Annotated in this window: 11 protein-coding genes and 1 tRNA gene; 10 read left to right on the forward strand and 2 right to left on the reverse strand. The window is 45.7% G+C overall.

Annotated elements, in window-relative coordinates; genetic code table 11:
- Positions 1-2: 2 nt before the first annotated feature.
- Positions 3-317 carry a DUF1292 domain-containing protein gene (locus tag H9Q76_RS05485; RefSeq protein WP_021984293.1) on the reverse strand — a complete coding sequence of 105 codons (315 nt, stop codon included), beginning with the start codon at positions 315-317 and terminating at the stop codon, positions 3-5.
- A 127-nt stretch (positions 318-444) separates the two neighbouring features.
- Here H9Q76_RS05485 and H9Q76_RS05490 point away from each other — a divergent pair, with 127 nt between their 5' ends.
- The 6 genes from H9Q76_RS05490 (at position 445) to sigH (ending at position 7,237) form a co-directional block, all read left to right on the forward strand.
- Complete coding sequence (locus H9Q76_RS05490; protein ID WP_249321803.1) at positions 445-2,181, forward strand: ABC transporter ATP-binding protein; 1,737 nt, start codon at positions 445-447, stop codon at positions 2,179-2,181.
- Positions 2,174-3,940 carry an ABC transporter ATP-binding protein gene (locus tag H9Q76_RS05495; protein ID WP_249321804.1) on the forward strand — a complete coding sequence of 589 codons (1,767 nt, stop codon included), beginning with the start codon at positions 2,174-2,176 and terminating at the stop codon, positions 3,938-3,940. The genes H9Q76_RS05490 and H9Q76_RS05495 overlap by 8 nt, the downstream gene beginning before the upstream one ends.
- 79 nt (positions 3,941-4,019) lie before the next feature.
- On the forward strand, positions 4,020-5,429 hold the full coding sequence (gene cysS / locus H9Q76_RS05500) for a cysteine--tRNA ligase (protein WP_118545083.1): 1,410 nt from the start codon (positions 4,020-4,022) through the stop codon (positions 5,427-5,429).
- Positions 5,414-5,830 (forward strand): Mini-ribonuclease 3, encoded by a 417-nt coding sequence (locus tag H9Q76_RS05505; protein WP_249321805.1) that lies wholly within the window; start codon positions 5,414-5,416, stop codon positions 5,828-5,830. The genes cysS and H9Q76_RS05505 overlap by 16 nt, the downstream gene beginning before the upstream one ends.
- Before the next feature lie 21 nt (positions 5,831-5,851).
- A complete protein-coding gene (gene rlmB / locus H9Q76_RS05510; RefSeq protein WP_249321806.1) occupies positions 5,852-6,625 on the forward strand; it encodes a 23S rRNA (guanosine(2251)-2'-O)-methyltransferase RlmB in 774 nt (257 codons plus the stop codon).
- 18 nt (positions 6,626-6,643) lie between these two features.
- Entirely contained in the window at positions 6,644-7,237 is a 594-nt protein-coding gene (sigH, locus tag H9Q76_RS05515) for an RNA polymerase sporulation sigma factor SigH (protein ID WP_249321807.1), read from the forward strand.
- A gap of 57 nt (positions 7,238-7,294) precedes the next feature.
- Here sigH and H9Q76_RS05520 read toward each other — a convergent pair.
- A tRNA-Thr gene (locus H9Q76_RS05520) sits at positions 7,295-7,367 on the reverse strand.
- A gap of 192 nt (positions 7,368-7,559) precedes the next feature.
- Here H9Q76_RS05520 and H9Q76_RS05525 point away from each other — a divergent pair.
- The 4 genes from H9Q76_RS05525 to H9Q76_RS05540 all read left to right on the forward strand — a co-directional run bounded on the left by H9Q76_RS05525 (position 7,560) and on the right by H9Q76_RS05540 (position 14,017).
- The gene (locus H9Q76_RS05525; RefSeq protein WP_118670862.1) at positions 7,560-9,380 is read left to right on the forward strand and encodes a dockerin type I domain-containing protein; all 1,821 of its coding nucleotides are present in this window, start codon (positions 7,560-7,562) and stop codon (positions 9,378-9,380) included.
- Between the two features lie 39 nt (positions 9,381-9,419).
- Positions 9,420-11,381, forward strand: a complete 1,962-nt coding sequence (locus tag H9Q76_RS05530) for a cadherin-like beta sandwich domain-containing protein (protein WP_021984301.1) — start codon at positions 9,420-9,422, stop codon at positions 11,379-11,381.
- Positions 11,382-11,442: 61 nt separating this feature from the next.
- Positions 11,443-13,110 (forward strand): glutamine--tRNA ligase/YqeY domain fusion protein, encoded by a 1,668-nt coding sequence (locus H9Q76_RS05535; RefSeq protein WP_021984302.1) that lies wholly within the window; start codon positions 11,443-11,445, stop codon positions 13,108-13,110.
- Between the two features lie 37 nt (positions 13,111-13,147).
- Positions 13,148-14,017 (forward strand): DUF2225 domain-containing protein, encoded by an 870-nt coding sequence (locus tag H9Q76_RS05540; protein WP_117780709.1) that lies wholly within the window; start codon positions 13,148-13,150, stop codon positions 14,015-14,017.
- The last annotated feature ends 38 nt before the right edge of the window (positions 14,018-14,055 follow it).

Here is a 14,055-nt window from a genome sequence, read left to right on the forward strand (position 1 = left end):
GCTTACATATCTTCGTAGGCTTCGTTATCTAAAAGCTCGTCGAACGCATCGGCAACGATCTCGTATTCCTCTTCGGAATCGATCATGCCAAGTTCGACGTCGTCGCCTTCCTTCTCTGTGTAACGGTAGAGGAAGACGTCGTCTTCTTCGTAGCCTTCTATGACTTTGTCCGGAAGCAATGCGATATACTGCTGACCTTCGACTGGGAAGATGGCAATGACACTGCAATGAAGCTCTGTGCCATCATCTAACACCATGTCTACATAGTCATCGTCGTCGGTATTATCGGTTGAAAATGATCTGTTTTTATCGTCCATAGTATGAATCTCCTTTACATTTTTTTGATTTTGTATTGAAAAAGAAAAATCCTTGTCTATAATAGTTTAAGGGAATTTGTATCATAGGTCAACTATAAAATAAGGGAAAGAGAAAAAGGAAAGAAACGTGAAACAAGTATTACAATATTTCAAAAATTACAAATGGAAAGCAATTTTAGCACCGTTATTCAAGATGTTAGAAGCGGCCTTTGAGCTTTTGGTACCGCTCGTTATGGCGGCAATCATTGATAATGGTATTGCGGGAAATGACAAGCCGTATATCTACAAGATGGCATTTGTCATGGTCGGACTCGGCGTAATTGGACTTGGATGTTCCATCACAGCGCAGTATTTTTCAGCGAAGACGGCAATGGGAATCGGAAAGGAAATCCGGTATGATCTGTTCAAGCATATCGAGACACTTTCCTATACAGAGATCGATAAGCTCGGTAGTGCGACACTTATCACACGTATGACAAGTGATGTCAATCAGGTGCAGACAGGAATCAATATGTTCCTGCGTCTGTTTATGCGTTCACCGTTTATCGTATTCGGCGCAACGATCATGGCATTTACGGTCAATGCGAAGGCGTCGCGTGTATTCTTTATCACGCTTCCGGTTCTGATCGTGATCGTATTTGGAATCATGCTTGTTTCGATTCCTTTATATAAGAAAGTACAGAGCAAGCTTGACACAGTGACATTGAAATCCAGAGAGAATCTGTCCGGTGTGCGTGTCATCCGTGCATTTAATCAGGAGAAGAAGGAAAAAGAGGAGTTTGCCGAGGTAACGGAAGCACTGACGAAAGGACAGCTTTTCGTCGGAAAGATTTCTTCTTTCTTAAATCCGCTGACCTACGCAGTCATTAACCTGTCGATTGTAGCCCTGATCTGGGGCGGCGCAAAGCAGGTAGATCTTGGTATCTTGAAACAGGGTCAGGTCTACGCACTTGTAAACTACATGTCACAGATTCTGATTGAACTTGTAAAGCTTGCCAACCTTATCATTACCGAGACCAAGGCAGTTGCCTGTGCAAACCGTCTTGGGGCAATCTTTGAGACGACAAGCAGCCAGACATATGAGACTGCATCCGTGGAAGCAGCCGGTGGTACAGCGATTCCGAAGGTGGAGTTTGTCGATGCTGGTCTCACGTATGCGGAGGCAAAGGAATCTTCTATCGAGGGCTTATCGCTGAAGGTAAAACGTGGCGAGACGATTGGTATTATCGGAGGTACCGGCTCTGGTAAGTCCACACTTGTGAATCTGATCCCTCGTTTCTATGACTGCACACAGGGCAGTATTAAAATCGACGGTGTGGATGTAATGGAATATCCAAGAGAGCAGTTGATAGAAAAAATCGGTGTCGTTCCGCAGAAGGCAGTGCTGTTCTCCGGAACGATCGCGGATAATATCCGCTGGGGTAAGGAAGATGCAACGAACGAGGAGATCGAGGAAGCGCTTTCGATTGCACAGGCGGAGGATTTTGTGCAGCAGAAGGATGGAGGGATCGGGTTTATGCTGAACCAGGGCGGTAAGAACCTGTCCGGTGGACAGAAGCAGAGACTGACGATCGCGCGTGCGCTTGTGAAGAAGCCGGAGATCCTGATTCTTGATGACAGTTCTTCCGCACTTGACTATGCGACGGATGCTGCACTCCGGAAAGCAATCAAGGAGAAAACGGATCATACGACCGTGTTCCTTGTATCGCAGCGTGCATCCTCCATCATGTATGCAGATAAGATCGTCGTTTTGGACGATGGTAAGATCGCGGGGATAGGCGATCATGATACACTGATGAAGAATTGTCCGGTATACCAGGAGATCTATGCATCCCAGAACAAGGAGGTGAAGGCAGATGTCTAAGGATAAGAAAAAGAAGCTGCAGGGCTTTGATAAAGCTGTGTTAAAACGTGTACTGACACACATCAAGAAATACCGTATTCTGGTCATCCTTTCGTTTGTCTGTGCAATGATCACCGTTGCCTCTACCTTGTATGCACCGATTCTGACCGGTAATGCAATCGACCTGATCGTCGGAAAAGGTCTGGTTGACTTCGATGGAATCAAGGACATCATCTATACATTTTTGATGGTAACCGTTGTGACAGTGCTTTCACAGTGGTTTATGAATATTATTAACAACCATATCACATACTCCGTTGTGCGGGATATCCGTATCGAAGTGTTTAATCATATGGAGGAGCTTCCGCTTTCGTATATCGATTCACACAAGCATGGCGATATCGTGAGCCGTATCGTGTCGGATATCGATCAGTTTGCAGACGGACTTTTGATGGGATTTACACAGTTGTTCACCGGAATCGTAACGATTCTTGCAACGCTTGGATTTATGATAGCCGTAAATGTACCGATCGCATTGGTTGTAATTGTATTGACTCCGCTTTCTTTGTTTGTGGCATCGTTTATTGCGAAGCGTACCTATCATCTGTTCCATCAGCAGTCGGAGACACGTGGAGATATCACATCGCTTGTGGATGAGATGATCGGACAGCAGAAGATCGTGCAGGCATTTGGCTATGAGGATGATGCGTTAGACCGCTTTGAAGAGATCAACGAACGTCTGGAGAAGGACAGCATGTCAGCTACGTTTTATTCGTCCATTGTCAATCCGTGTACAAGATTCGTTAACAACCTTGTGTATGCGGCGGTTGGTATCATCGGCGCAGTTTCCGTAATTTCGACCGGATTTACTGTCGGACAGCTTACATGCTTTTTGAGCTATGCGAACCAGTATACGAAACCATTTAACGAGATATCGAACGTCATTACCGAGCTTCAGAATGCGATGGCATGTGCCGGACGTGTGTTTGAGCTTTTGGATGAGACACCGCAGGTACCGGAGAAAGAAAACGCATATGTATTAACAGATACGAAGGGCGCGATCGAGATTAAGGACGTGAACTTCTCCTATGTAAAGGATAAGACGCTCATCACGAACCTGAACCTCTCCGTAAAGCCGGGTATGCGCGTGGCAATCGTTGGTCCGACCGGATGTGGAAAGAGTACACTCATCAATCTGCTGATGCGCTTTTACGATGTGGATACCGGTGCGATCTCCGTTGATGGTACAGATATCCGGGATATGACAAGAGACAGCCTGCGCCAGAATTATGGTATGGTATTGCAGGAGACATGGTTAAAGAGCGGTACGATTCGTGAGAACATTGCATACGGAAAGCCGGATGCTACCGATGAGGAGATCGTACAGGCAGCGAAGCTTGCACATTCTGACAGCTTCATCCGCCGTCTGCCACAGGGCTATGACACGGTGATCGCTGAGGATGGCGGCAATCTTTCACAGGGTCAGAAACAGCTTTTGTGTATCACACGGGTGATGCTGTTATTGCCGCCGATGCTTATATTAGATGAGGCGACTTCTTCCATTGATACACGTACGGAGATCCGGATCCAGAAGGCATTTAACCGTATGATGCAGGGCAGAACGAGCTTTATTGTTGCACACAGATTGTCAACAATCCGCGAGGCAGATGTAATCTTAGTTATGAAGGATGGAAATATCATCGAGAAGGGAAACCACGACCAGCTTATGGCACAGAATGGCTTCTACACGAATCTGTACAATTCACAGTTTGCACACTAAGCTTTTGCTTGACAAACCGCGGATTGCATGACATATTTGAAAAAGAAAAATGGAACGATCGCAGGAGGAACAAACAGGTATGAAGATTTTTAATACACTCACCAGACATAAGGATGAATTTCATCCGATCAACGAGGGCAAGGTAGGTATCTATGTCTGTGGACCAACCGTATATGACTATATTCACATCGGAAATGCAAGACCGATGATCGTGTTTGATACATTGCGCAGATATTTTGAGTACAAGGGCTATGAAGTAAACTATGTGTCAAACTTTACCGATGTCGATGACAAGATCATCAAGCGCGCGAATGAAGAAGGTGTGGATGCGTCTGTGATTTCCGAGCGCTACATCGCAGAGTGCAAGAAGGATATGGCAGCGCTTCATGTAGAAGAAGCAACGACACATCCGCAGGCAACGAAGGAAATCCCGGACATGATCGCAATGGTAGAGACGCTGATTGAGAAGGGCTATGCATACGAAGTAAATGGAACCGTATATTTCCGTACGAGAAAGTTCTCTGATTATGGTAAGCTTTCTAAGAAGAATATTGACGATCTGCGTGCCGGAAACCGTGAACTTCTTGTATCCGGTGAGGATGAGAAGGAAGATCCGCTTGATTTTGTACTCTGGAAGCCGAAGAAGGAAGGCGAGCCATCATGGCCATCTCCTTGGGGCGATGGAAGACCAGGCTGGCATCTGGAGTGTTCGGTTATGTCGAAGAAGTATATTGGCGATGTCATTGATATTCATGCCGGTGGAGAGGATTTGATCTTCCCACATCATGAGAATGAGATCGCGCAGAGTGAGGCAGCCAATGATACAGAGTTTGCACGGTACTGGATGCACAATGGATTTTTGAAGATTAACAACGAGAAGATGTCCAAGTCACTTGGAAACTTCTTCACGGTAAGAGAGATTGGAGAAAAGTACGATCTGCAGGTCATCCGTTTCTTCATGCTTTCCGCACATTACAGAAGTCCGCTTAATTTCTCATCAGAGCTTGTGGAAAGCTCTAAGAACGGACTGGACAGAATCCGCACATCAGCATCAAAGGTAGAGGAAGCAATCAACAACAGTACAGTTGCAGATATGACCGAGGCAGAGACAAAGCTGGCAGAGGAGATTCCAGCGTTTGTAAAGCGCTATGAAGATGCGATGGAAGATGACTTAAATACAGCCGATGCGATTTCTGTTATCTTTGAGCTTGTAAAATTTGCAAATACAAATGTCGAGGCTGGTGTAACAAGCAAGGCATTTGCGCAGAAGATCTATGATACGATGAAACAGCTGATGGATATTCTTGGTATTGATATCAAGGAGCAGGAGGTGCTTTTAGACGAGGAGATCGAGAATCTGATCGAGGAACGTCAGGCAGCCAGAAAGGCAAAGAACTTTGCGAGAGCGGATGAAATCCGTGATCTGCTCACAGAGAAGGGAATCATTCTGGAGGATACCAGAGAAGGTGTAAGATGGAAGAGAGCGTAAAGACCGAACAGGTAAATGCATATCAGTACTCGCCACTTGCGCTTGCGTATATGGGTGACAGTATATTGGATCTGCTTGTGAAGAAATATTTCGTCACACATTCCAACATGCAGCCGCATAAGTATCATGTGGAGGTCAGCAAGATCGTTAAGGCGGTGAATCAGGCAGATTATATCGACCAGATCATGGAAGAACTGTCAGAAGATGAGCTGGATGTCTACAAGCGTGGCAGAAATACGAATACCCATTCCAAGGCAAAGAATGCCACGATGGGACAGTACCGCAAAGCGACCGGTTTAGAGGCACTGTATGGATATCTGTATCTGAAGGGAGATATGGACCGGCTGCAATATTTTGTGGATGGTATGATCCGGCAGTATCTTGAGAGTAAAGAATCATAAGTATGATGAAGGAAAACAAAGATGAGTGAGAATAAGAATATTATAAATGAACAGGAACCGCAGGACGACCATATGATTGAAGGCAGAAATGCGGTGTTAGAGGCGTTTCGTGCCGGAAAAACAATCGACAAGCTGTATATTCAGGATGGTCTGCGCGATGGCGTGATTTCATCCATCTTACGTGATGCGAAGAAAAAAGATGTGATCGTAAATTTTGTGAGCAAGGAAAAGCTTGATCAGATGTCTCCAGACCGGAAGCATCAGGGTGTGATGGCAATTACAGCGGCATTTTCATATGCGGAAGTGGATGATATCTTAGAAAAAGCAAAGGAAAAGGGCGAGGATCCGTTTATCTTTATTTTAGATGAGATTGAGGATCCGCATAACTTAGGTGCGATTATCCGTACTGCAAATCTGTGTGGGGCACATGGCGTGATCATTCCGAAGCGCCGGGCAGTCGGACTGACTGCAACGGTAGTCAAGGCTTCGGCAGGTGCAATCCACTATACACCAGTTGCCAAGGTGACAAATATTGCCAAGACAATCGAAGAACTAAAGGAAAAAGGCCTATGGTTTGCCTGCGCTGATATGGGCGGTGAGGTGATGTACCGGGCGAACCTGACCGGACCGATCGGTCTTGTGATCGGAAACGAAGGAAGCGGTGTGAGCCGCCTTGTCAAAGAAAAATGTGATTATGTTGTATCGATCCCGATGAAGGGCGATATAGATTCGTTGAATGCATCCGTGGCAGCCGGCGTGCTTGCCTATGAGGTTGTGCGGCAGAGAATGCGGTAAAAATACGGAGAAGAAGCGTTGGATTATACAAAGATGGACGACAATCAAATACTTGCGCTTGGACGGGCTGGTGAGGATGAGGCAACAGAGTTCCTGTTGCAAAAGTATGGATATCTGGTCAAACGGGAAGTGCGTACAGTCTATCTGATCGGCGCGGAAACCGAGGATCTGGCGCAGGAGGGGATGATTGGGCTTTTTAAGGCAATCCGGGATTACAGCCCGGACAAGGCAGCCAGCTTTTCCACCTTTGCCAGTGTCTGTATCCGCAGACAGATTCAGAATGCAATCACAAACTCGAACCGCAAGAAGCATGTGCCGTTAAATTCCTATGTATCGTTGTATATGAACAGCGAGGAGGGTGACAACTTCATGCTGGAGGAACGTCTTTCCACAAGCCGGGAAGAAGACCCGGAGAAGCTATTGATTGCACGCGAACAGATCGAAGATCGGAATGCTCGTATCAAAAAAGAGCTTAGCAAGCTTGAACAGCAGGTGTTAAAACTGTATTTGCAGGGACTTTCCTACGAGGAGATCGCAGAACAGCTCGGAAAGACAGAGAAGTCGATTGACAATGCATTGCAGCGTATCCGTGGGAAATTATCGAAAAAATAAAATTAGACAAAAAGAAAAAGAAACTTCCTTTGTTAAGGAAGTTTCTTTTTTAAAATAAGCTGGTAACGGGAATCGAACCCGTGACCTCCGCACTACCAATGCGACGCTCTACCGACTGAGCCATACCAGCTTGCTTTGTATAAAGCACAACAGAGATAATACTTTATTATTGGTTTTCTGTCAAGAGGGAATGTTGAAAACAAAAATTCAGAAAATTCTGTGAAAAATCACAAAAAAAGCCAAAAAATTACTGCAACCATCAATATATTGTGTTATACTACCCTTGTATAACTAGGCTCAAATTCAGAAAAGGTGTGGTTTGATGACAAAAAAACGATGGATAGCAACGGTAGTGGCAATCTGCATGGTTGTTCTGCTTTTTCAATATATACCCGTTTTGCATGCGTCAGCAGCAACGGAAGGTTCTATAAAATCTGGTGTAACTGGGGTTTATTTTCGTGAGACACCCGGTGGTACGCCGATAAAAGATTCCAATGGAAATACAATTTATTTAAATGGTGGACAGGCACTGACGATACAGGATACATCCAATTCCAGCTGGTATAAGGTAACGCTCACCTATAATGGGGGCAGCTATACCGGATATGTGAGTTCCCAATACGTGGTGGCTGGTGTAGCACCGACACCTTCGACACCGAGTGGGGATGCTGATTTTGAGGCAAAGCTTTCGGCGCAGGGGTTCCCGGACAGCTATAAGCCTTATTTGCGTGCCATCCATGAGAAATACCCAAACTGGGAATTTCGGGCGGTTCAGACCGGAGTGGATTGGAATACACTTGTAGCTAATGAGGTATCCAAATCCGGGCAGGTCAAGAATCTGATCTATGGAACAAGCTCGTATCCGCATTATAACTGGAGATCGACGACAATCGGCTATAACATTGCAACGGACACATGGAGTTCCTTCGATGGAAAGACATGGTTTGCGGCATCGGATGAACTGGTTGCTTATTATATGGACCCACGTACATACTTGTATGAAAATTATATTTTTGCATTTGAGAGCCTGTCTTATCAGCAGGGCGTACAGAATGAGACTGGTGTGGAAGCAATTTTGAAGGGGACCTTTATGTCGCAGACAAAACCGGCAGGTGACAGCCGCACCTATGCACAGATCATTATGGAGGCAGCGGCACAGTCCGGTGTCAGCCCATATCATATTGCGAGCCGTATCCGTCTGGAGATGGGTTCTACGATTGGAACTGCATGTTCTGGAACGAATTCCTCATATCCGGGCATTTATAACTTCTACAACATTGGAGCATTTGACACGCCAAATGGCAATGCAGCGGTAAAGGGCTTGCAATGGGCGGCCGGAAGCGGTTCATATGGACGTCCGTGGAACACCGCAGCAAAGTCTATCATTGGCGGTGCACAGTATCTCGGTGCATCGTATATCAATGTCGGACAGAATACGTTATATACACAGAAATTTAACGTGACAAACAAGAGCAGTCTGTTCAGTCATCAGTACATGACGAATATCCAGTCACCGGCAACGGAGTGCCTGACAAGCTACAATGCATATAAAAACAATAATCTGCTCAACTCTTCGATGATGTTTGAGATTCCGGTTTATTCCAGCCTGCCGTCACAGGCAGTTTCAAAACCTGCGGATTCCGGAAATCCAAATAATTGGCTCAAAACGCTTTCCATTGCGGGATACGGACTGACACCGTCCTATGCGGTGAACAATACGACGGATTATTCTCTGATCGTGTCCGCTTCCGTAGATAAGATCAATATCACAGCAACACCGGTGAATAAGAATGCCCGTGTGAGCGGCGCAGGAACGGTGAGTCTGTCACAGGGAACAAACGTGATCAGCCTTGTGGTAACGGCGCAGAGTGGTGCGACCAGAACCTATAAATTAACAGTCGTGCGGGGCACGGCAACGAACAACCCGACGACACCGTCTGCGGGTGGCAAGAAGGGCGACCTGAACGGTGATGGCAAGATCACGGCTTTGGATATTGTCAAGCTGCAGCGTCTGATCGTTGGTCTGGACGCGTTAAACAGTGATGTGCTTGCAATCGCGGATATCAATGGAGATGGAAAAGTAACCGCGTTGGATATCGTCAAGATACAGCGGCATATTGTTGGATTGGAGACAATCCAGTAACATACATGAGAAACGACAGGAAAAAGCAGGAGGACTATCATGAAACAATTTTTGAAACGTGGACTGGCAATTTTAACGGCATTCATTTTATGCCTGCAATTTGGAAAGATTGATGCACAGGCGGCAAATGTAGTGATTGCATTGAGCGCAAGCACCGTGAGCGTGGGAAATAACGTTACTGCAACGATATCCGTCAGTGGCTCGGATATTTCCGCATACACGATCTATGTGTCCTACAATTCGAGCGTGCTGCAATATAATTCCGCAAGTGGAAGCGCCATCGTCAATGGCGGCGGCGGAACTGTAACGGCAAGTGGAACCTCTGCGGGTTCGTTTTCGATTTCCTTTACAGCCATTGCAAATGGTAGCGGAAGTATCACAACAAGCGGAAGTGATGTTTATGATATCAACGGCAATGCCATATCAATCTCCCATGCAGGTGCAACGGTAACGGTTGCAACCGCATCGAACAATGGAGATACCAATAATGGAAATGCAACAACAGAGGCCGGAGAGACAACTGAGACGACAGAGGATGATGGCAGATCGGCAGATTGCGATCTGGCAAGTCTGCAGGTATCTCCGGGTACATTGACACCTGCATTTTCCGCAGACCGTACGACATACTCGTTACAGGTGGATGAGGATGTTACAAGTGTGGTTGTCAGTGCATCTGCTGCAGATGGCAACGCGACAACAAGTGTCTCTGGTGCCAATTCGATCCAGAAAGGAAAGAACACTGTACGGGTAACCGTTACTGCGGAAAATGGTGCGGTTAAGGTTTATACGATCAATGTACAGGCGGGCGAGGATGTCGGAGATCCGGTTGCGACGATCGATGGAAAAGAATATTCATTTGTGATGAACGAGGATGGTCTGGAAGCACCGGAAGGCTTTACTGCCGGTACGACAACTTATAAGGACTGGGATGTACTTTCTTACGAGTCCCCAAATAAGAAGATCACAGTGGTATGTCTGAAAGACGAGGATGGCGAGAACCACTGGTTTATTATGGATGCGGAAAAGGATGTATTTACTCCATATCAGGAGTATTCTTCTCAGTATAACCGTTATATTATAACTGCAGTTCCAGATGGTGTTGCAATTCCGGATGGATTTAAGGAGACGACTTTGAAGATTGGAGACAATTCGGTCGTTGCTTATCAGTCTGATGATATTGCAGATAAGGATTTGTATCTTGTTTATGCGATCAATGTTGAGGGCGAGGAAGGCTTTTATGAGTACGATGCAAAGGAACAGGCATTTTTACGCTATGTACCGATGATCGTGTCAGAGGAAGTACTGGTTCCGGCAACCCCGACTGTGGCAACGCCAAGTGCACCGGTGGAAGTTCCGACAGAGAAGAGTCCGTTCACAAATCCACTTGTGATTGGAATTATGGTTGGAGCTGCTGTGATTATCGTAATTCTGGTCGTATGTCTTGTAATCTTTGCAGGACGGATCAATAAGCAGAACAAAGAGATGCTGGATGCGGAAGATATGATCGCCCAGCTTGCCAATGCAAATAAAGATGTGAATCCAGAGCTTTTGCAGAAACTTGGATTGGATAAGCCAGAGGTTTCCGAGGAGTTGGAAGCACCGCAGGCAGAAACGGCGGATGAGAAACTGGCAGATGCCGTAATCGATGGAAGTACAGGCAGTGAGATTCCAACGGTACAGGAAGCAGAGAAGCTGGCAGATCCATCCGATCTGGAGCAGACATCCGAGATTCCGAAGGTAGACAGCTCGATTCTTACACCAGAGGTAAATGCACTGGTAGAGGAAGTCAATCGTGATTTCCAGACAAGCATGGGTGGTGGCGAAGCCTATGTGGAGAAATCAGAAAAAGAACTCGCGCACGAGGATTATGAGAAGCGTTCCATGGAAATCAATAACAAGATCATGACAAATTATGATTCCCAGATGGACAGCGTATTTGCAGATGGTACACAAAACAGCGCGGCACCGGATGCGTCTGCACCGACAGACACGAAAGAGTAAATTGACGAAATGCATATACAATGCTATGATAGAGAAATACTAGAAAAAAAGGAGTACGTCCATGGAAGGTGAAGCAACAGTTTCAAAGAATTTTATTGAACAGGAGATAGATAAAGATCTGGCAGAAGGAAGATATACAGAGGTTGTAACCCGTTTTCCACCAGAACCAAACGGATATCTGCATATCGGACATGCCAAATCAATTCTGTTAAACTATGGTCTTGCCAAGGAGTATGGTGGAACATTCCATTTCCGGTTTGATGATACGAACCCGACAAAGGAAAAGACAGAATATGTGCAGTCCATCATTGATGATATCAAGTGGCTGGGCGCTGATTATGGAGATAAGATTTATTTCGCATCGAATTATTTTGATGCAATGTACGAAGCAGCAATCAAGCTGATCAAGAAAGGAAAAGCCTATGTCTGCGATCTGTCTGCAGATGAGATCCGCGAGTATCGTGGAACACTGAAGGAACCGGGCAAGAACAGCCCATACCGTGACAGAAGTGTAGAGGAAAACCTGAAATTATTTGAGGGTATGAAGAACGGAGAATATCCGGATGGAAGCAAGGTATTGCGTGCGAAGATTGATATGGCAAGTCCGAATATCAATATGCGTGATCCGGTTATCTATCGTATTGCACGTATGACACATCACAATACCGGTGATAAGTGGTGCATCTATCCGATGTATGATTTTGCACATCCGATCGAGGATGCCGAGGAGGGAATTACCCATTCTATCTGTACATTGGAGTTTGAGGATCACAGACCACTCTATGACTGGGTTGTACGGGAACTGGAATACAAGAACCCACCGAGACAGATTGAGTTCTCCAAGCTGTATCTGACCAATGTTGTGACTGGAAAGCGTTATATCAAGAAGCTGGTAGAAGATGGCATCGTAGATGGCTGGGATGATCCAAGACTGGTTTCAATTGCTGCACTTCGGAGACGTGGATTTACAAGAGAATCCATCAAGATGTTTATGGAGCTGGTTGGTGTATCAAAGTCACAGAGCTCTGCGGATTATGCAATGCTTGAGTATTGTATCCGTGAGGACCTGCGTCTGAAGGCAAACCGTATGATGGCGGTATTAGATCCAATCAAGCTCATTATTGATAACTATCCGGAAGGTCAGGTCGAATATTTTGATATCGATAACAATCAGGAGGATGAATCTGCTGGCAAGCGTCAGGTTGCATTCTCAAGAGAGTTATATATTGAACGCGAAGACTTTATGGAGGAGCCGCCGAAGAAGTATTTTCGGTTGTTCCCTGGAAATGAAGTGCGCTTAAAGGGTGCTTATTTCGTAAAGTGCGTGGATTACAAGAAGGATGAAAATGGAGTTGTAACGGAGATCCACTGTACCTATGATCCGGAGACCAGAAGTGGTTCCGGTTTTGAGGGCAGAAAGGTCAAAGGAACGATCCACTGGGTATCTGCAGAAAGTGCAGTGGATGCAGAGGTTCGTCTGTACGAGAATATTGTGGATGAAGAAAAGGGAAAACTCAATGAAGATGGTACCCTGAACTACAATCCAAATTCTTTGACAGTTTTAAAGAATTGTAAGCTTGAGGCAGCATTGGGAGAGGCTGTCAAGGGTGATAAGTTCCAGTTCCTGCGTCATGGATATTTCTGTGTGGACGAGAAAGATACAACAGAAGATCATTTGGTATTTAACCGGATTGTCTCATTAAAGAGTTCATACAAGCCGGGTAAATAAGAGAAGTAACAGGGGTGTTAGGCAGAGGAGGATTGAGATGGGCATTTTTTCCACAATCGGAAATCTTGGCCTTGGTGATTTTGACGAATCAAAGATATTAGATAATGATTCCGGAGCAGCCGCACGCCGCGGGGAAGCGGAACAAAAGGAGACAAAGTCACCGGAGGAGCTGGAGAAAGAAGCACTGTTTGATAAGACTTATGAATGCCCGATTTGTAATCTGACATTTAAGACGAAATGCGTGCGAGCTGGAAAGGTCCGGCTGGAAAGCAAAGATACGGATCTTCGACCGATTTATAATCATATAGATCCAATCAAGTATGATGTGATTACCTGCGAGAAGTGTGGATATTCTGCGCTTGGCAGATATTTTGGCAAGCTGATGAACCGGCAGATCCGGGATATCAGCGAACAGATCGGTTCGAAGTTCAATGGTATAGAGCCGGCAATCCAGAAGGATATCTTTACATATGATGACGCGATCACGCGCTATCAGTTGGCGCTGATCACAGCAATGGTGAAAAAGGCGAAAAATAGTGAGCGGGCATACACGTGTCTGAAATACGCATGGGTACTGCGTGGAAAACGACAGTATCTTGCAGCGAGACCGGAAGGTATCACACCGGAGGAAAATCGCTCCCTGTATATGGATGAAAGAGAATGTTTAAAAAATGCGTATGAAGGATTTTTGAAGGCAATCTCATCAGAGACGTTCCCAATGGCGGGAATGGATGAAAATACACTCCACTATCTATTAGCGGATTTAGCGCGCAGACTTGGAAAAAACGAGGATGCATTGCGGTTATTGTCCATCGTGATTACATCGCGGTCGGCATCTTCCCGTATGAAGGATGAGGCGCTGAAGCTGAAGGATATGATTCGGGAGAGTATTAAGAACAATAAATGAGATGGAGCATAATCTGTAATAACAGATTGATTTAGTAT

The organism is Wujia chipingensis (genome assembly GCF_014337155.1).
Taxonomy (GTDB): domain Bacteria; phylum Bacillota; class Clostridia; order Lachnospirales; family Lachnospiraceae; genus Coprococcus_C; species Coprococcus_C hominis.